The following is a 14716-nucleotide window of genomic DNA, read 5'->3' as shown; positions in this document are numbered from 1 at the left end:
AATAACTGTGCCAAAATAATCTTCTCTATAAATAGATTGGGTCATTTTGTATTGGTCACTCAGTTTATTGATAAATCTTTCGACTTAACTATTCAGTGAGTGCCCACACAGATTGCATGGTCAAATTATTAAAGAACGCACTGACTATCGGTAACCGCTTACGCCGTTGTCCGTGTCAGTGAGGTCGTATTATAGGTAGTTTTCAGACACTGACAAGCACAATTTAAACAAATAAAATCGTTTGCTCATATTAAAAGCAAAATTGTTATTAATTGTTATTTTTATAACCTTAATCTCATTATTTAGAGATTATGAGCGATGAGAATGAATCAATAAAAAATAATTATTGATTGAGTAAAAATAATAAACACTAACGATGGTGTTATCGTTCTAATAAAAGCAGAGAGATAGATGTACAACTAAAAGCAGAAACAGAAGCTAAAAATAAAGCAAAAAAAAAGCCGAGTCCAAGGACTCAGCTTTCTTCTTATTTAACGGCTAATGCTTATTCAGCAGTAGCTTCTTCCTTTGCAGGACGGTCTAATAACTCGATGTAAGCCATAGGAGCTTTATCACCAGTACGGAAACCGCACTTCATGATACGAGTATAACCACCAGGACGCGCTGCGAAGCGTGGACCTAGTTCGTTAAATAATTTCGCAACAACTTCGTTATCACGAGTACGAGCGAATGCAAGACGACGGTTAGCAACACTGTCGGTCTTAGCTAGGGTAATCAAAGGCTCAATTACGCGACGTAGCTCTTTTGCTTTAGGCAAGGTAGTCTTGATTAATTCGTGACGTACCAGAGAGCTAGCCATGTTGCTGAACATCGCTTTACGATGACTGCTGTTGCGGTTGAGTTGACGACCACTCTTACGATGGCGCATGACCTAATCCTTCTAACTAGATATCAGTAAACTATTAATCTTCAGCGATTGATGCAGGTGGCCAGTTTTCTAGGCGCATACCTAGAGATAGACCACGTGAAGCCAATACATCTTTGATTTCTGTCAAAGACTTCTTACCAAGGTTTGGCGTTTTAAGTAGCTCAACCTCAGTACGCTGAACAAGATCACCGATGTAATGGATCGCTTCTGCTTTCAGACAGTTAGCAGAGCGAACAGTTAGTTCAAGATCGTCTACAGGACGCAGTAGGATCGGATCGAACTCCGGCTTCTCTTCTTTCTCTTCAGGAACTCGTACATCGCGAAGATCTACAAATGCATCCAGTTGTTCAGCAAGAATTGTTGCTGCACGGCGGATAGCTTCCTCAGGATCAAGTGTACCGTTAGTCTCCATATCGATTACAAGCTTGTCTAGGTCAGTACGTTGTTCTACACGTGCTGCCTCTACCGCGTAAGCGATACGGTCCACTGGGCTGTAAGTAGCATCTACTAACAAACGACCAATTGGACGCTCATCTTCTTCAGTGTGAATACGAGCTGATGCTGGTACGTAGCCACGACCACGTTCTACCTTGATGCGCATGCTTAATTCAGCATTGTCATCAGTTAGATGGCAGATTACGTGTTCTGGGTTCGCAATCTCAACATCACCATCATGGGTGATGTCACCTGCAACAACAGGGCCTGCACCAGATTTGTTCAGAGTAAGAATAACTTCATCTTTACCCTCAACCTTAACGGCTAGACCTTTAAGGTTAAGAAGAATTTCAAGGATATCCTCCTGAACGCCTTCTTTGGTGCTGTACTCATGTAACACACCGTCGATTTCCACTTCAGTTACAGCACAACCTGGCATTGAAGATAGCAAAATACGACGAAGAGCGTTTCCTAGAGTGTGGCCGAAACCACGCTCCAACGGCTCTAGAGTTACTTTTGCGTGCGTAGAGCTAACTTGTTCGATGTCAACTAGACGCGGCTTAAGAAATTCTGTTACAGAACCCTGCATTGTGTCCTCTCTTAACTGTAGCCTTACTTAGAGTAAAGCTCGACGATCAGGTGTTCGTTGATGTCGGCAGACAAATCAGAACGTTCTGGAAGACGTTTAAACGTACCTTCCAACTTACTGCTGTCTACTTCGACCCAAGTCGGTAGTTCACGCTGTGTAGCAACTTCAAGAGCTGCTTTAATGCGTGCTTGGTTCTTAGCTTTCTCACGAATGCTAACAACGTCGTTTGCCGCTACCTTGAAAGAAGGAACGTTTACGACTTGACCATTAACTAGAATCGCTTTGTGGCTTACCAATTGACGAGATTCAGCGCGAGTTGCACCAAAGCCCATACGGTAAACTACGTTATCTAAACGACCTTCAAGAAGCTGAAGCAAGTTTTCACCTGTGTTACCCTTAATACGGGCAGCTGTCTTGTAGTAGTTACGGAATTGTTTTTCTAGTACGCCATATGTACGACGAACTTTTTGCTTCTCACGAAGCTGAACGCCGTAATCAGATAGACGACCGCGGCGAGCACCATGTTGGCCCGGAGCGTTATCAATCTTACACTTGGTATCAATCGCACGTACACCAGACTTAAGGAATAAGTCAGTGCCTTCGCGACGGCTAAGCTTTAGCTTAGGACCCAAATATCTTGCCATTTTTCTTTCTCCAATTTCCTAGAAACGAAACGTTATACGCGACGTTTCTTAGGTGGACGACAACCGTTATGAGGGATCGGAGTCGCATCAACAATGTTAGTGATACGGAAACCCGCTGCGTTTAGAGCGCGGATTGTAGACTCACGACCAGGACCAGGGCCCTTAACCATAACTTCTAGGTTCTTAACGCCATATTCTTTGGCCATTTCACCACAACGTTCAGCAGCAACCTGTGCAGCGAACGGAGTAGATTTACGAGAACCACGGAAACCTGAACCACCTGCAGTTGCCCATGAAAGAGCATTACCTTGACGGTCAGTAATGGTTACGATTGTGTTGTTGAAAGAAGCATGGATGTGCGCAACGCCATCGGCTACTTGCTTGCGTACGCGCTTACGAGCGCGAGTTGGTTGTTTTGCCATTGTACTCTACCTTATCCGACTATTTTTTGATCGGCTTGCGCGGACCCTTGCGGGTACGTGCGTTGGTTTTAGTACGCTGTCCACGAAGAGGTAGACTGCGACGGTGACGAAGACCACGGTAACAACCAAGGTCCATAAGACGCTTGATGTTCATGGAAATTTCACGACGAAGATCACCTTCTACAGTGTACTTAGCTACACCATCACGCAGTAGATCGATCTGTTCTTCAGTTAGTTCACTGATCTTAACATCTTCAGCAATACCCGTCTCAGCTAAAATAGCTTGAGAACGTGTCTTACCGATGCCGTAAATCGCAGTTAATGCGATTACAGCGTGTTTCTGATCAGGAATGTTAATGCCTGCAATACGGGCCACTATTCACTCCTAGTACTTTACAAGAATAACCGCTGCAGAGCCCGTTCAGGATACGCAGCGGTGGTACAATTCTTTTGCACATAACAAAAGATGGTTGACTAATTTAGCCAACCTATCTTCAATTTGCAAGAAATATTTCTGCTAATTAACCTTGGCGTTGTTTATGCTTTGGTTCACTGCAAATTACACGCACAACACCGTTGCGCTTGATAACTTTACAGTTACGGCAGATTTTCTTAACGGAAGCACGAACTTTCATTGCTAAACTCCGTAAATATGGAAAACTAAACTTAACGGCCATAGCCTTTTAGATTAGCTTTTTTCAATACTGACTCATACTGTTGAGACATCAAATGTGTCTGAACTTGAGCCATGAAATCCATGATAACAACAACTACGATTAGTAGGGAAGTGCCGCCAAAATAAAAGCGTACGTTCCATGCAATCATCATGAACTCGGGGATCAGACAGATAAAGGTAATATACAACGCACCCGCTAGGGTTAGTCGAGTCATTACTTTATCAATGTACATTGCGGTCTGTTCACCCGGGCGAATACCAGGTATGAATGCTCCAGACTTCTTCAAATTATCTGCTGTCTCGCGAGGGTTAAACACCAACGCGGTATAGAAGAAACAGAAGAATATAATTGCAGCAGCGTAGAGCATTACATAAAGTGGCTGTCCTGGACTAAGGGCAAGTGAAATATCACTTAACCAACCAAGACCTTCACTTTGTCCAAACCACTGAGCCAGTGTGCCTGGAAACAGAATAATACTCGATGCGAAAATTGCTGGGATTACACCTGCCATGTTGATTTTCAACGGTAGGTGTGTGCTCTGCGCGGCGAAGACACGACGGCCTTGTTGACGCTTAGCGTAGTTAACGACGATACGACGTTGACCACGTTCCATGAACACTACAAAGTAAATCACAGCAAAAGATATAACCGCAATTAATAGTAGAAGAAGTACGTGCAATTCACCTTGACGCGCTTGCTCTACGGTCTGTCCAATAGCTGGCGGCAAACCAGCAACGATACCAGTGAAAATAATCACAGATATACCGTTACCAATGCCACGCTCGGTAACTTGCTCACCTAACCACATTAAAAACATGGTACCAGTAACCAAACTAACCACGGCAACAAAGTAGAAACTAGGACCTGGATTGTGTACCAGGCCTGGAATCATACTCGGTAACCCCGTTGCAATACCAATTGCTTGGAAGGTTGCCAATACAAGCGTACCGTATCGGGTGTACTGACTAATCTTTCGACGGCCAGCTTCACCTTCTTTCTTCAACTCAGCCAAAGCTGGATGAACTACTGTTAGCAACTGGACAATAATGGACGCAGAAATATACGGCATTATGCCCAGAGCTAAAATAGAAGCACGCGAGAGTGCACCACCAGAGAACATGTTAAACATCTCAATGATGGTACCCTTTTGCTGTTCGAACAGACTGGCAAGTACAGCAGCGTCAATACCAGGAATAGGCACAAAGGATCCAGCTCGGAATATTAATATCGCACCTAATACAAAGAGAAGGCGTGACTTAAGCTCTGCTAGGCCACCTTGTCCACTACGAAAATCTTGTCCTGGTTGTTTAGCCATCTGTACCTCATCCTCGAGTTAATTATTCCTCGATTTTACCGCCAGCAGCTTCGATAGCAACTAAAGCGCCTTTAGTAACGCGTAGGCCTTTCACTGTTACTGAACGAGCGATATCACCAGAAAGTACAACTTTCACGAACTTAATGTCCTTAGTGATAACATTCGCAGCTTTTAGTGTTTCAAGGCTTACAACATCACCTTCAACTTTCGCTAGCTCAGCTAGACGAACTTCAGCAGTTACTAAGCTCTTACGAGATGTAAAACCGAATTTTGGTAGACGCTGTTTCAAAGGCATTTGACCGCCTTCAAAACCTGGGCGAACAGAACCACCTGAACGTGATTTCTGACCTTTAACACCACGGCCACAAGTTTTACCTAGACCCGAACCGATACCACGACCTACGCGCTTCGCAGAAGGCTTAGATCCAGCGGCCGGTGATAGAGTATTCAAACGCATAGTGATTACTCCTCAACTTTAACCATATAGTGAACTTTATTGATCATGCCGCGTACGCAAGCAGTATCTTCAAGTTCAACAGTATGGTTGATGCGACGAAGGCCTAGGCCACGCAAAGTAGCTCTGTGTTTCGGTAAACGACCGATAGAACTCTTTGTTTGGGTTACTTTAATAGTCTTAGCCATGTCGATTACTCCAGAATTTCTTTAACAGAAAGACCACGTTTTGCAGCGATCATTTCTGGAGAGTTCATTCCACTTAGACCCAAAATTGTTGCGCGAACAACGTTAATTGGATTAGTAGAACCGTATGTTTTAGCTAGTACGTTACGGATACCCGCAACTTCTAGCACTGCACGCATTGCGCCACCGGCGATGATACCAGTACCTTCTGATGCAGGCTGCATGTACACTTGAGAACCAGTGTGACGGCCTTTAACAGCGTGGTGAAGAGTACCTTCGTTGATTGCGATCGTAACCATGTTACGACGTGCTTTTTCCATCGCTTTCTGGATTGCAGCAGGCACTTCACGTGCTTTACCGTAACCAAAACCGATGCGACCGTTACCGTCACCAACTACTGTTAGTGCAGTAAAGCTGAAAATACGACCACCTTTAACCGTTTTTGAAACACGGTTAACAGCGATCAGTTTTTCATTCAAATCTGATTGTGTCTTTTCGTTAGCCATCTTCCGCCTACCTTAGAATTTCAGACCAGCTTCACGAGCAGCTTCTGCTAGTGTCGCGATACGGCCGTGGTATTGGAAACCAGAGCGATCAAATGCAACGTTAGAGATGCCTTTTTCAATCGCGCGCTCAGCAATAGTTTTACCTACAACTGCAGCAGCGTCTTTGTTTCCGGTACTCTTAACTTGCTCACGGATCGCTTTTTCTAAAGTAGAAGCGGCTGCAATAACCTCAGAGCCGTTCGGTGCAATTACCTGAGCGTACACGTGACGTGGAGTACGGTGTACAACTAGGCGAGTTGCGCCCAGTTCAGAAATCTTACGACGTGCTCGGGTCGCACGACGGATACGAGATGTTTTCTTATCCATAGTGTTACCTTACTTCTTCTTAGCTTCTTTAGTACGCACAACTTCGTCGGCGTAACGAACACCTTTGCCTTTATAAGGCTCAGGGCTACGGTAAGCGCGAATATCAGCAGCTACCTGACCAACAACCTGCTTATCAGTACCCGTAAGTATGATTTCAGTTTGTGATGGACATTCAGCTTTGATACCTGCTGGAAGTTCGTGCTCAACTGGATGAGAGAAACCTAGAGTTAAGCCTACAGCGTTGCCTTTGATAGCAGCACGGTAACCTACACCCTTAAGAGTCAGCTTCTTAGTGAAGCCTTCGGTAACACCAACAACCATGTTGTTAACTAGTGCACGAGCAGTACCTGCTTGTGCCCAAGCTTTATCGAACCCTTCACGAGGACCGAAAGTAACTTTGTTTTCTTCCAAAGTTAGAACTACTGCTGGATTCATAACGCGAACTAATTCGCCTTTTGGACCTTTAACAGTAATTTCCTGACCGTTAAGATTAACGTCTACGCCGGCAGGGAAAACTACTGGTGCTTTTGCAACACGAGACATGTTCTACTCCTATTATGCTACGTAGCAGATAATCTCACCGCCAAGACCCGCTTTGCGTGCAGCGCGGTCGGTCATAAGACCCTTGGAAGTGGAAACAACAGCAATACCAAGGCCACCCATCACTGATGGTAGCGCACCTTTTTTCTTGTAGATGCGTAGACCAGGACGTGATACACGTTGGATTTGCTCAATAACTGGGTTAGCTTCGAAGTACTTAAGAGTAACTTCTAGCTCTGGCTTAACTTCACCTGTTACAGTGTAGTCAGCCACGAAACCTTCTTCTTGTAATAAAGCTGCAATTGCAACTTTAAGCTTAGAAGATGGCATTTTTACAGCAACTTTTTTCGCTGCCTGACCGTTACGAAGACGGGTCAGCATATCCGAAATCGGATCTTGCATGCTCATAAGTTAATACTCCGTGATTCTGAATTGCTTACTGGCATTACCAGCTTGCTTTACGTAGACCCGGAATCTCGCCTTTCATGCAAGCTTCACGAACCTTGATACGGCTAAGACCGAACTTACGTAGGTAGCCGTGTGGACGTCCAGTCTGGTTACAGCGATTACGCTGACGAGACTTCGCAGAATCACGTGGTAGTGACTGAAGTTTAAGCACTGCATTCCAGCGATCTTCTTCAGACGCATTCACGTCGCTAATTAAAGCTTTTAGCGCAGCACGCTTTTCAGCGAACTTAGCTACTAGCTTGGCACGTTTAGCTTCACGTGCCTTCATTGATTCTTTAGCCATTAGTAACCCTTACTTTTACTTACGGAATGGGAAGTTAAAAGCAGACAGTAGAGCTAGAGCTTCTTCATCAGATTTAGCAGAAGTTGTGATTGTGATGTCTAAACCACGCACACGATCTACTTTATCGAAATCGATTTCTGGGAAGATGATCTGCTCACGAACGCCCATGCTGTAGTTACCACGACCATCGAATGATTTCGGGTTTAAACCACGGAAATCTCGAATACGAGGTACAGCAATTGAAATTAGACGCTCGAAAAAGTCCCACATACGCTCGCCACGTAAGGTTACTTTACAGCCAATAGGGTAGCCCTCACGGATCTTAAAGCCTGCAACTGACTTGCGTGCTACTGTGATTAGCGGCTTCTGACCTGCAATTGCAGTCATGTCAGCAGCAGCGTTTTCTAGCAGCTTCTTGTCGTTGATAGCTTCGCCCACACCCATATTAAGTGTGATCTTTTCGATCCTTGGGACTTGCATGATACTCTTGTATTCGAACTTGCCAGCAAGGTCTTTTACAACAGTCTCTTTGTAGTAATCATGCAGTTTCGCCATAGTACTACTCCAAACTTACTTGATAGTTTCGCCAGTCGATTTAAAGAAACGAACTTTTTTGTCGTCTTCAAATCGGAAGCCTACACGGTCCGCTTTACCTTGACCGTTAACGATAGCAACATTAGACGCATCGATCGCAGCTTCCTGCTCAACGATACCGCCTTGAACACCCATTGCCGGAACCGGCTTCTGGTGTTTCTTGACCATGTTAATACCTTCAACGATAACTTTACCGGTTGCTAGAACCTTAGTTATTTTACCAGTCTTGCCTTTATCTTTACCAGCAAGAATGATAACTTCGTCGTTACGACGGATTTTAGCTGCCATTATAGTCGCTCCTTAAAGTACTTCTGGCGCTAGTGATACAATCTTCATGAATTTCGTATTACGAAGTTCACGAGTCACTGGGCCGAAAATACGAGTACCGATAGGTTGCTCAGTGTTGTCGTTCAACAATACGCAAGCATTACGGTCAAAGCGAATGACAGAGCCATCTTGACGACGAACGCCTTTACGGGTGCGTACAACCACCGCTTTCAGTACATCACCTTTCTTAACTTTACCGCGTGGAATTGCTTCCTTTACAGTAATCTTGATGATGTCACCGATATGTGCATAGCGACGGTGAGAACCACCCAGAACCTTAATACACATTACGCTACGTGCGCCGGAGTTATCCGCAGCATCAAGCATACTTTGCATTTGGATCATGTTAGTGCTCCGCTAATTTAAAAACATCTAGACCCAAATCGAGTCGATATGCCTTTTCTTCAAAGGTGGCGAATAATAACACCATTTTCACTCGATGGGTAGATAAAAAATGAACGGCCCTAAGTTTTTTAGGACCGCTTACTTAAATAGTTGTTAAGTACGTATTAAATACGTGCTTTTTCAACTACTCGTACAAATGTCCAAGACTTAGTCTTTGACATTGGACGACACTCACGAATTTCAACCATGTCGCCTAGGCAACATTCGTTGTTTTCATCGTGTGCGTGAAGCTTAGTCGTGCGTGTGATGTACTTACCGTACATCGGATGCTTCACTTTACGCTCGATAGCAACAACAATAGACTTATCGCCTTTGTCGCTAACTACACGACCAAGCTGAGTACGGATTTGATCGCTCATTATGCGCCAGCCTTCTCAGTCAGTACAGTTTTAACACGTGCGATATCACGACGTACAATTTTAAGATTATGAGTCTGCTGTAGTTGACCAGTAGCAGCTTGCATACGCAAGTTAAACTGTTCACGAAGCAAATTCACAAGCTCTGCATTAAGCTCTTCAACGCTTTTCGCGCGTAGATCTAGTGCATTCATCACATCACCGCCTTAATTACGAATGTTGTTTTGATTGGTAGCTTACGTGCAGCAAGATTAAATGCCTCACGAGCTATTGTTTCAGAAACACCATCCATTTCGTATAGAACTTTACCTGGTTGAATCTGTGCAACCCAGTACTCCACACTACCTTTACCTTTACCTTGACGAACTTCAAGAGGCTTAGAAGTGATTGGTTTGTCTGGGAATACACGAATCCAGATTTGGCCCTGACGTTTTACATGACGAGTCATAGCACGACGTGCAGCTTCGATCTGACGAGCAGTTAGACGACCACGGCCGACTGCTTTAAGACCAAATGTACCAAAGCTTACATCAGTACCGTTCGCTAAACCGCGGTTACGGCCTTTAAAGGCCTTGCGGAATTTAGTGCGTTTAGGTTGCAGCATCAATAAACTCCTTATTTACGGCTTTTGCGCTGCTTCTTAGGCTTATCAGCCTTTGGCTCTTCAACCGGCATGCCGCCTAGAACTTCACCTTTGAAGATCCAAACTTTAACGCCGATAACACCGTATTGGGTGTGAGCCGAAGAAGTTGCGTAGTCAATGTCAGCACGAAGAGTGTGTAGAGGCACACGGCCTTCACGGTACCACTCAGTACGTGCAATTTCAGCACCGCCTAAACGGCCGCTTACTTCAACTTTGATACCTTTAGCGCCAAGACGCATGGCGTTCTGAACTGCACGCTTCATCGCGCGACGGAACATTACACGACGCTCTAGCTGAGACGAAATGCTGTCTGCTACTAGTTGACCATCTAGTTCTGGTTTACGTACTTCAGCGATGTTGATCTGAGCTGGAACGCCCGCGATCTTCGCTACTGCTGCACGTAGTTTCTCTACATCTTCGCCTTTCTTACCGATTACTACGCCTGGACGAGCAGTGTGAATAGTCACACGGATGCTCTTAGCAGGACGCTCGATAACGATGCGTGATAGAGATGCTTTAGCTAGTTCCTTTTTCAGGAACTGGCGTACCTTGAAATCGCCGTCTAGGTTGTCAGCGAATTCTTGGCTGTTAGCAAACCAAGTGGTATTCCAAGGCTTACAGATGCCTAAACGAATACCATTAGGATGTACTTTCTGACCCATTGCTTTCTCTCCTAGTCTCTTAGCGGTCTGCTACAACAACAGTGATGTGGCTAGAACGCTTCAAGATGCGATCGGCACGGCCTTTAGCACGAGGCATAATACGCTTCATGGTAGGGCCTTCGTCAACGAAGATTTTAGCAACATTAAGATCATCAATGTCTGCGCCTTCGTTGTGTTCTGCGTTAGCGATAGCTGACTCTAGAACTTTCTTGATTAAATCAGCAGCTTTTTTGTTGCTGAAATTAAGAATTTCTAGAGCTTGAGCAACTGGCTTACCGCGCAGTTGATCTGCAACCAAACGAGCTTTTTGCGGCGAAATGCGAGCAAAGCGATGTTTAGCGATAGCTTCCATTACCTACTCCTTAGCGCTTTTTAGCTTTCTTATCCGCAGCATGACCGCGGTAAGTACGTGTTGGTGCAAATTCGCCTAGCTTGTGACCGATCATTTCTTCAGAAACGAAAACAGGAACGTGCTGACGACCATTATGGACAGCGATGGTCAAACCGATCATCTGAGGGATGATCATTGAGCGACGGGACCAAGTCTTAACAGGCTTTTTGTCTCCGCTTTCCAACGCTTTCTCTACCTTCTTCAGCAAGTGTAGGTCAATGAATGGACCTTTCTTGAGAGAACGTGGCATGGCGTATCCTCTTTATAATTACTTATTACGACGACGTACGATGTACTTGTCGGTGCGCTTATTGCTACGAGTCTTATAACCCTTAGTTGGAACGCCCCAAGGTGTTACTGGATGACGACCGCCTGATGTACGACCTTCACCACCACCATGTGGGTGATCCACTGGGTTCATTACAACACCACGTACAGTTGGACGAACACCGCGCCAGCGTGAAGCACCTGCTTTACCAAGTTCACGTAGCATGTGTTCTGCGTTACCAACTTCACCTAGAGTCGCACGACCGTCAGCAAGAACTTTACGCATTTCACCAGAACGTAGACGTAGAGTCACATAAGTGCCTGCACGTGCAATGATCTGAGCGTATGCACCAGCTGAACGAGCCAGCTGTGCACCTTTACCAGGCTTAAGTTCAACACAGTGTACTGTTGAACCTACTGGGATGTTGCGCATTGGTAATGTATTACCAACTTTGATAGCAGCATCTTCGCCAGACTGGATCATATCACCAGCTTGGATACCTTTCGGTGCGATAATGTAGCGGCGCTCACCGTCTGCGTACAGAACTAGAGCAATGTTTGCGCTACGGTTTGGATCGTATTCTAGACGTTCAACTTTCGCTGGAATGCCATCTTTAGTACGTTTAAAGTCAATTAGGCGGTAGTGTTGTTTGTTACCACCACCAATGTGACGTACTGTGATACGACCGTTATTGTTACGACCACCAGTCTTAGAGTTTTTCTCTAGAAGTGGTGCGTACGGCTTACCCTTATGCAGGTCAGAGTTTACCACTTTAACTACGTGGCGACGACCTGGGGAAGTCGGCTTACATTTTACAATAGCCATTCTTCTTTGCTCCTAGCCTTACTCTGCACTACCAGCGAAGTCGATGTCTTGACCTTCTTTCAAGATAACATACGCTTTCTTCACGTCTGAACGACGGCCTTGGCGCATACCTTGACGTTTGGTCTTACCCTTAGTGATAAGGGTATTTACAGACTTAACTTCAACCTCAAACAGTTTTTCAACTGCTGCTTTGATCTCTCTCTTTGTCGCAGTAATAGCAACTTTAAACACGATAGTATTCGCGTTTTCAGCAGCCATTGATGCTTTTTCAGAGATGTGCGGAGCACGTAGAACTTTTAAAATACGCTCTTCAGTGATCATGCTAACATCTCCTCGATTGCTTTAACTGCAGCTGCAGTCATTACAATTTTATCGAAAGCGATTAAGCTAACTGGATCGATTGCCGCTGCATCACGTACGTCTACTTTATATAGGTTACGTGCTGCAAGGAATAGATTCTCATCTAATTCGCCAGTTACGATAAGTGCATCAGTCAGCTCAAGCTCTTTAAGCTTAGCAACTAGTGCTTTTGTCTTTGGTGCTTCTAGAGTAAAGTTTTCAACAACGATTAAACGCTCTTGACGAACTAACTCAGAAAGAATGCTCTTCATAGCACCGCGGTACATTTTCTTGTTTACTTTTTGGCTGTGATCCTGAGGACGAGCAGCGAAAGTAACACCACCAGAACGCCATAGCGGACTGCGGATTGTACCTGCACGAGCGCGACCAGTACCTTTCTGGCGCCATGGCTTAGCGCCACCACCAGAAACGTCTGAACGAGTCTTCTGAGCACGTGTACCCTGACGAGCACCTGCTGCAAATGCAACAACTACTTGGTGTACAAGCGCTTCATTGAAATCACGCCCAAAAGTAGTTTCGGAGACAGTTAGCGCGTTAGCGCCTTTGACTACCAATTCCATTACTAACTCCTCGACGTTACGCTTTAACAGCTGGTTTAACGATCACGTTGCCGCCTGTAGCACCAGGGACTGCACCTTTAATAAGAAGCAGATTGCGCTCAGCGTCAACACGTACGATCTCTAGGTTTTGAGTCGTTACACGCTCAGAACCCATATGACCAGCCATTTTCTTGCCTTTAAATACGCGACCTGGAGTTTGACATTGGCCAATTGAACCCGGAGCGCGGTGAGACAAGGAGTTACCATGGGTCATATCTTGAGTACTGAAATTCCAGCGCTTAATAGCACCCTGGAAGCCCTTACCTTTAGATGTACCAGTAACGTCTACTTTTTTAATTTCGTTAAAGATTTCAACACTTAGCTCAGCGCCAACTGCGAATTCTTCATTATTTTCTAGACGGAATTCCCAAAGACCGCGACCAGCTTCAACACCTGCTTTCGCAAAGTGACCAGCTTCTGGCTTAGATACGCGGCTAGCTTTCTTAGTTCCAGCTGTTACTTGAATAGCGTTGTAACCGTCAGTTTCTACAGATTTAACCTGAGTAACGCGGTTGTTTTCAACTTCAACAACAGTAACTGGAATAGAAATGCCATCTTCGGTAAAGATGCGGGTCATGCCCACTTTACGACCGATTAGACCAATCATTCTCTTATCTCCCCTTAACCTAAGCTGATCTGAACGTCAACGCCAGCTGCTAGATCTAGACGCATCAGAGCATCAACAGTTTTATCTGTAGGCTCAACGATGTCGATAAGGCGCTTGTGAGTACGAATTTCGTACTGGTCACGTGCGTCCTTATTAACGTGAGGAGAAGTAAGAACAGTAAAACGTTCTTTGCGAGTAGGAAGAGGGATTGGACCCTTAACCTGTGCGCCAGTACGTTTAGCTGTTTCAACGATTTCCGCAGTTGACTGATCGATCAAACGGTGATCGAACGCCTTTAGACGGATACGAATACGTTGGTTCTGCATTAGACAGAGCTCCAAATAAAAATTACACAAACAATATCGCCACTCACGTTCGTAAAGACGAAGGAATGTCGATTGATTTATGTGAACGTAGCATCCCTATCGGATGCATTGTCAGCCAATTTAATGACTGCGAACATAAGTCAGAGTATTCATTATGAAACACACCCGGCATAACCTGCGGTACGTTTCTCCTCAATGCTTATTGGTTCACAACAGCGCTTACAAGACTTAGTCTCAGGCAGTGTCGAGCATTATACAGATCACATTTTTGAAAGCAAGTCTTGATCGATAAATAAACAATCATCTAATCATTAATTTTCATTATCAATAACTTACACTCAGTTCATACCGTTATTTAGCTACAAATTATTACTGCTAACATTCTAGGCATAAAAAAAGGAAGCCGAAGCTTCCTTTTTATTGAGTACTTAGTGGTGCACTAATTGCTATTAAGCAACGATAGTTGCAACAACACCAGCACCAACTGTACGACCACCTTCACGGATAGCAAAACGTAGACCTTCATCCATCGCGATAGGTGCGATTAGAGTAACAGTCATAGAGATGTTATCACCAGGCA

General features: G+C 44.8%; 29 protein-coding genes. All 29 read right to left on the bottom strand.

What is annotated here, in order from left to right:
- Window positions 1-505: 505 nt before the first annotated feature.
- Window positions 506-889, bottom strand: a complete 384-nt coding sequence (rplQ, locus tag C9J51_RS19070) for a 50S ribosomal protein L17 (protein ID WP_045032685.1) — start codon at window positions 887-889, stop codon at window positions 506-508.
- Window positions 890-923: 34 nt separating this feature from the next.
- A complete protein-coding gene (locus C9J51_RS19065) occupies window positions 924-1913 on the bottom strand; it encodes a DNA-directed RNA polymerase subunit alpha (protein ID WP_036789646.1) in 990 nt (329 codons plus the stop codon).
- A 23-nt stretch (window positions 1914-1936) separates the two neighbouring features.
- Window positions 1937-2557 (bottom strand): 30S ribosomal protein S4, encoded by a 621-nt coding sequence (gene rpsD / locus C9J51_RS19060; RefSeq protein WP_036789645.1) that lies wholly within the window; start codon window positions 2555-2557, stop codon window positions 1937-1939.
- A 32-nt stretch (window positions 2558-2589) separates the two neighbouring features.
- Complete coding sequence (gene rpsK, locus C9J51_RS19055) at window positions 2590-2979, bottom strand: 30S ribosomal protein S11 (protein ID WP_005370963.1); 390 nt, start codon at window positions 2977-2979, stop codon at window positions 2590-2592.
- Window positions 2980-2998: 19 nt separating this feature from the next.
- Window positions 2999-3355: a 30S ribosomal protein S13 gene (gene rpsM, locus C9J51_RS19050; RefSeq protein ID WP_005370966.1), complete on the bottom strand. Its 357-nt coding sequence runs from the start codon at window positions 3353-3355 to the stop codon at window positions 2999-3001.
- Window positions 3356-3500: 145 nt separating this feature from the next.
- The gene (rpmJ, locus tag C9J51_RS19045; protein WP_000868186.1) at window positions 3501-3614 is read right to left on the bottom strand and encodes a 50S ribosomal protein L36; all 114 of its coding nucleotides are present in this window, start codon (window positions 3612-3614) and stop codon (window positions 3501-3503) included.
- A gap of 31 nt (window positions 3615-3645) precedes the next feature.
- Complete coding sequence (secY, locus tag C9J51_RS19040) at window positions 3646-4971, bottom strand: preprotein translocase subunit SecY (RefSeq protein ID WP_045038820.1); 1326 nt, start codon at window positions 4969-4971, stop codon at window positions 3646-3648.
- A 22-nt stretch (window positions 4972-4993) separates the two neighbouring features.
- Complete coding sequence (gene rplO / locus C9J51_RS19035; protein WP_045038821.1) at window positions 4994-5428, bottom strand: 50S ribosomal protein L15; 435 nt, start codon at window positions 5426-5428, stop codon at window positions 4994-4996.
- 5 nt (window positions 5429-5433) lie between these two features.
- On the bottom strand, window positions 5434-5613 hold the full coding sequence (gene rpmD / locus C9J51_RS19030; RefSeq protein ID WP_045038822.1) for a 50S ribosomal protein L30: 180 nt from the start codon (window positions 5611-5613) through the stop codon (window positions 5434-5436).
- 5 nt (window positions 5614-5618) lie between these two features.
- Window positions 5619-6116 (bottom strand): 30S ribosomal protein S5, encoded by a 498-nt coding sequence (gene rpsE, locus C9J51_RS19025; RefSeq protein WP_036789639.1) that lies wholly within the window; start codon window positions 6114-6116, stop codon window positions 5619-5621.
- A 12-nt stretch (window positions 6117-6128) separates the two neighbouring features.
- Entirely contained in the window at window positions 6129-6482 is a 354-nt protein-coding gene (gene rplR, locus C9J51_RS19020) for a 50S ribosomal protein L18 (RefSeq protein WP_045038823.1), read from the bottom strand.
- A 9-nt stretch (window positions 6483-6491) separates the two neighbouring features.
- Window positions 6492-7025 (bottom strand): 50S ribosomal protein L6, encoded by a 534-nt coding sequence (rplF, locus tag C9J51_RS19015; protein WP_045038824.1) that lies wholly within the window; start codon window positions 7023-7025, stop codon window positions 6492-6494.
- 12 nt (window positions 7026-7037) lie between these two features.
- Window positions 7038-7430 carry a 30S ribosomal protein S8 gene (gene rpsH, locus C9J51_RS19010; RefSeq protein WP_045038825.1) on the bottom strand — a complete coding sequence of 131 codons (393 nt, stop codon included), beginning with the start codon at window positions 7428-7430 and terminating at the stop codon, window positions 7038-7040.
- Window positions 7431-7467: 37 nt separating this feature from the next.
- Window positions 7468-7773: a 30S ribosomal protein S14 gene (gene rpsN, locus C9J51_RS19005; protein WP_005370985.1), complete on the bottom strand. Its 306-nt coding sequence runs from the start codon at window positions 7771-7773 to the stop codon at window positions 7468-7470.
- A 15-nt stretch (window positions 7774-7788) separates the two neighbouring features.
- Complete coding sequence (rplE, locus tag C9J51_RS19000) at window positions 7789-8328, bottom strand: 50S ribosomal protein L5 (protein ID WP_036789621.1); 540 nt, start codon at window positions 8326-8328, stop codon at window positions 7789-7791.
- A 15-nt stretch (window positions 8329-8343) separates the two neighbouring features.
- Window positions 8344-8655: a 50S ribosomal protein L24 gene (rplX, locus tag C9J51_RS18995; protein ID WP_045040908.1), complete on the bottom strand. Its 312-nt coding sequence runs from the start codon at window positions 8653-8655 to the stop codon at window positions 8344-8346.
- A gap of 12 nt (window positions 8656-8667) precedes the next feature.
- Window positions 8668-9039 (bottom strand): 50S ribosomal protein L14, encoded by a 372-nt coding sequence (gene rplN / locus C9J51_RS18990; RefSeq protein ID WP_045032667.1) that lies wholly within the window; start codon window positions 9037-9039, stop codon window positions 8668-8670.
- A 164-nt stretch (window positions 9040-9203) separates the two neighbouring features.
- Entirely contained in the window at window positions 9204-9458 is a 255-nt protein-coding gene (rpsQ, locus tag C9J51_RS18985) for a 30S ribosomal protein S17 (RefSeq protein ID WP_045038827.1), read from the bottom strand.
- Window positions 9458-9649, bottom strand: a complete 192-nt coding sequence (gene rpmC / locus C9J51_RS18980; RefSeq protein WP_045038828.1) for a 50S ribosomal protein L29 — start codon at window positions 9647-9649, stop codon at window positions 9458-9460. Before rpmC ends, rpsQ begins: the two co-directional genes overlap by 1 nt.
- Window positions 9649-10059 carry a 50S ribosomal protein L16 gene (gene rplP / locus C9J51_RS18975; protein WP_045038829.1) on the bottom strand — a complete coding sequence of 137 codons (411 nt, stop codon included), beginning with the start codon at window positions 10057-10059 and terminating at the stop codon, window positions 9649-9651. Before rplP ends, rpmC begins: the two co-directional genes overlap by 1 nt.
- 11 nt (window positions 10060-10070) lie before the next feature.
- Complete coding sequence (gene rpsC / locus C9J51_RS18970; protein WP_045032661.1) at window positions 10071-10760, bottom strand: 30S ribosomal protein S3; 690 nt, start codon at window positions 10758-10760, stop codon at window positions 10071-10073.
- A gap of 19 nt (window positions 10761-10779) precedes the next feature.
- Complete coding sequence (gene rplV / locus C9J51_RS18965) at window positions 10780-11112, bottom strand: 50S ribosomal protein L22 (protein ID WP_005302797.1); 333 nt, start codon at window positions 11110-11112, stop codon at window positions 10780-10782.
- Window positions 11113-11122: 10 nt separating this feature from the next.
- Window positions 11123-11401, bottom strand: coding sequence for a 30S ribosomal protein S19 (gene rpsS, locus C9J51_RS18960; protein ID WP_005302795.1), 279 nt, complete (start codon window positions 11399-11401; stop codon window positions 11123-11125).
- A gap of 18 nt (window positions 11402-11419) precedes the next feature.
- Window positions 11420-12244 carry a 50S ribosomal protein L2 gene (rplB, locus tag C9J51_RS18955; protein ID WP_045038830.1) on the bottom strand — a complete coding sequence of 275 codons (825 nt, stop codon included), beginning with the start codon at window positions 12242-12244 and terminating at the stop codon, window positions 11420-11422.
- Between the two features lie 18 nt (window positions 12245-12262).
- Complete coding sequence (rplW, locus tag C9J51_RS18950) at window positions 12263-12565, bottom strand: 50S ribosomal protein L23 (RefSeq protein WP_036789589.1); 303 nt, start codon at window positions 12563-12565, stop codon at window positions 12263-12265.
- Window positions 12562-13164, bottom strand: a complete 603-nt coding sequence (gene rplD, locus C9J51_RS18945; RefSeq protein ID WP_036789587.1) for a 50S ribosomal protein L4 — start codon at window positions 13162-13164, stop codon at window positions 12562-12564. Before rplD ends, rplW begins: the two co-directional genes overlap by 4 nt.
- Window positions 13165-13180: 16 nt before the next feature.
- Complete coding sequence (gene rplC, locus C9J51_RS18940; RefSeq protein WP_045038831.1) at window positions 13181-13810, bottom strand: 50S ribosomal protein L3; 630 nt, start codon at window positions 13808-13810, stop codon at window positions 13181-13183.
- Between the two features lie 14 nt (window positions 13811-13824).
- On the bottom strand, window positions 13825-14136 hold the full coding sequence (gene rpsJ, locus C9J51_RS18935) for a 30S ribosomal protein S10 (protein WP_006232338.1): 312 nt from the start codon (window positions 14134-14136) through the stop codon (window positions 13825-13827).
- A 449-nt stretch (window positions 14137-14585) separates the two neighbouring features.
- A partial coding sequence (locus C9J51_RS18930; RefSeq protein ID WP_082955749.1) for an EF-Tu C-terminal domain-related protein occupies window positions 14586-14716 on the bottom strand: 131 nt, incomplete at its 5' end.

This window comes from Photobacterium iliopiscarium (assembly GCF_003026395.1).
Lineage (GTDB): Bacteria > Pseudomonadota > Gammaproteobacteria > Enterobacterales > Vibrionaceae > Photobacterium > Photobacterium iliopiscarium.
This window is presented reverse-complemented; position numbering and strand designations above follow the sequence as displayed.

Bases quoted from the DNA above. Each gene is read 5' to 3' on its own strand.
- C9J51_RS19065 (WP_036789646.1), bottom strand. From the start codon at position 1,913: ATGCAGGGTTCTGTAACAGAATTTCTTAAGCCGCGTCTAGTTGACATC.
- rplD (WP_036789587.1), bottom strand. From the start codon at position 13,164: ATGGAATTGGTAGTCAAAGGCGCTAACGCGCTAACTGTCTCCGAAACT.
- rpsQ (WP_045038827.1), bottom strand. From the start codon at position 9,458: ATGAGCGATCAAATCCGTACTCAGCTTGGTCGTGTAGTTAGCGACAAA.
- rplC (WP_045038831.1), bottom strand. From the start codon at position 13,810: ATGATTGGTCTAATCGGTCGTAAAGTGGGCATGACCCGCATCTTTACC.
- rpsC (WP_045032661.1), bottom strand. From the start codon at position 10,760: ATGGGTCAGAAAGTACATCCTAATGGTATTCGTTTAGGCATCTGTAAG.
- rplO (WP_045038821.1), bottom strand. From the start codon at position 5,428: ATGCGTTTGAATACTCTATCACCGGCCGCTGGATCTAAGCCTTCTGCG.
- rplW (WP_036789589.1), bottom strand. From the start codon at position 12,565: ATGATCACTGAAGAGCGTATTTTAAAAGTTCTACGTGCTCCGCACATC.
- rplF (WP_045038824.1), bottom strand. From the start codon at position 7,025: ATGTCTCGTGTTGCAAAAGCACCAGTAGTTTTCCCTGCCGGCGTAGAC.
- rpsS (WP_005302795.1), bottom strand. From the start codon at position 11,401: ATGCCACGTTCTCTCAAGAAAGGTCCATTCATTGACCTACACTTGCTG.
- rpsJ (WP_006232338.1), bottom strand. From the start codon at position 14,136: ATGCAGAACCAACGTATTCGTATCCGTCTAAAGGCGTTCGATCACCGT.
- rplE (WP_036789621.1), bottom strand. From the start codon at position 8,328: ATGGCGAAACTGCATGATTACTACAAAGAGACTGTTGTAAAAGACCTT.
- rplN (WP_045032667.1), bottom strand. From the start codon at position 9,039: ATGATCCAAATGCAAAGTATGCTTGATGCTGCGGATAACTCCGGCGCA.
- rpmD (WP_045038822.1), bottom strand. From the start codon at position 5,613: ATGGCTAAGACTATTAAAGTAACCCAAACAAAGAGTTCTATCGGTCGT.
- rpmJ (WP_000868186.1), bottom strand. From the start codon at position 3,614: ATGAAAGTTCGTGCTTCCGTTAAGAAAATCTGCCGTAACTGTAAAGTT.
- rplX (WP_045040908.1), bottom strand. From the start codon at position 8,655: ATGGCAGCTAAAATCCGTCGTAACGACGAAGTTATCATTCTTGCTGGT.
- rpsH (WP_045038825.1), bottom strand. From the start codon at position 7,430: ATGAGCATGCAAGATCCGATTTCGGATATGCTGACCCGTCTTCGTAAC.
- rpmC (WP_045038828.1), bottom strand. From the start codon at position 9,649: ATGAATGCACTAGATCTACGCGCGAAAAGCGTTGAAGAGCTTAATGCA.
- rplP (WP_045038829.1), bottom strand. From the start codon at position 10,059: ATGCTGCAACCTAAACGCACTAAATTCCGCAAGGCCTTTAAAGGCCGT.
- rplB (WP_045038830.1), bottom strand. From the start codon at position 12,244: ATGGCTATTGTAAAATGTAAGCCGACTTCCCCAGGTCGTCGCCACGTA.
- rpsK (WP_005370963.1), bottom strand. From the start codon at position 2,979: ATGGCAAAACAACCAACTCGCGCTCGTAAGCGCGTACGCAAGCAAGTA.
- rplV (WP_005302797.1), bottom strand. From the start codon at position 11,112: ATGGAAGCTATCGCTAAACATCGCTTTGCTCGCATTTCGCCGCAAAAA.
- rplR (WP_045038823.1), bottom strand. From the start codon at position 6,482: ATGGATAAGAAAACATCTCGTATCCGTCGTGCGACCCGAGCACGTCGT.
- rpsD (WP_036789645.1), bottom strand. From the start codon at position 2,557: ATGGCAAGATATTTGGGTCCTAAGCTAAAGCTTAGCCGTCGCGAAGGC.
- secY (WP_045038820.1), bottom strand. From the start codon at position 4,971: ATGGCTAAACAACCAGGACAAGATTTTCGTAGTGGACAAGGTGGCCTA.
- rplQ (WP_045032685.1), bottom strand. From the start codon at position 889: ATGCGCCATCGTAAGAGTGGTCGTCAACTCAACCGCAACAGCAGTCAT.
- rpsE (WP_036789639.1), bottom strand. From the start codon at position 6,116: ATGGCTAACGAAAAGACACAATCAGATTTGAATGAAAAACTGATCGCT.
- rpsN (WP_005370985.1), bottom strand. From the start codon at position 7,773: ATGGCTAAAGAATCAATGAAGGCACGTGAAGCTAAACGTGCCAAGCTA.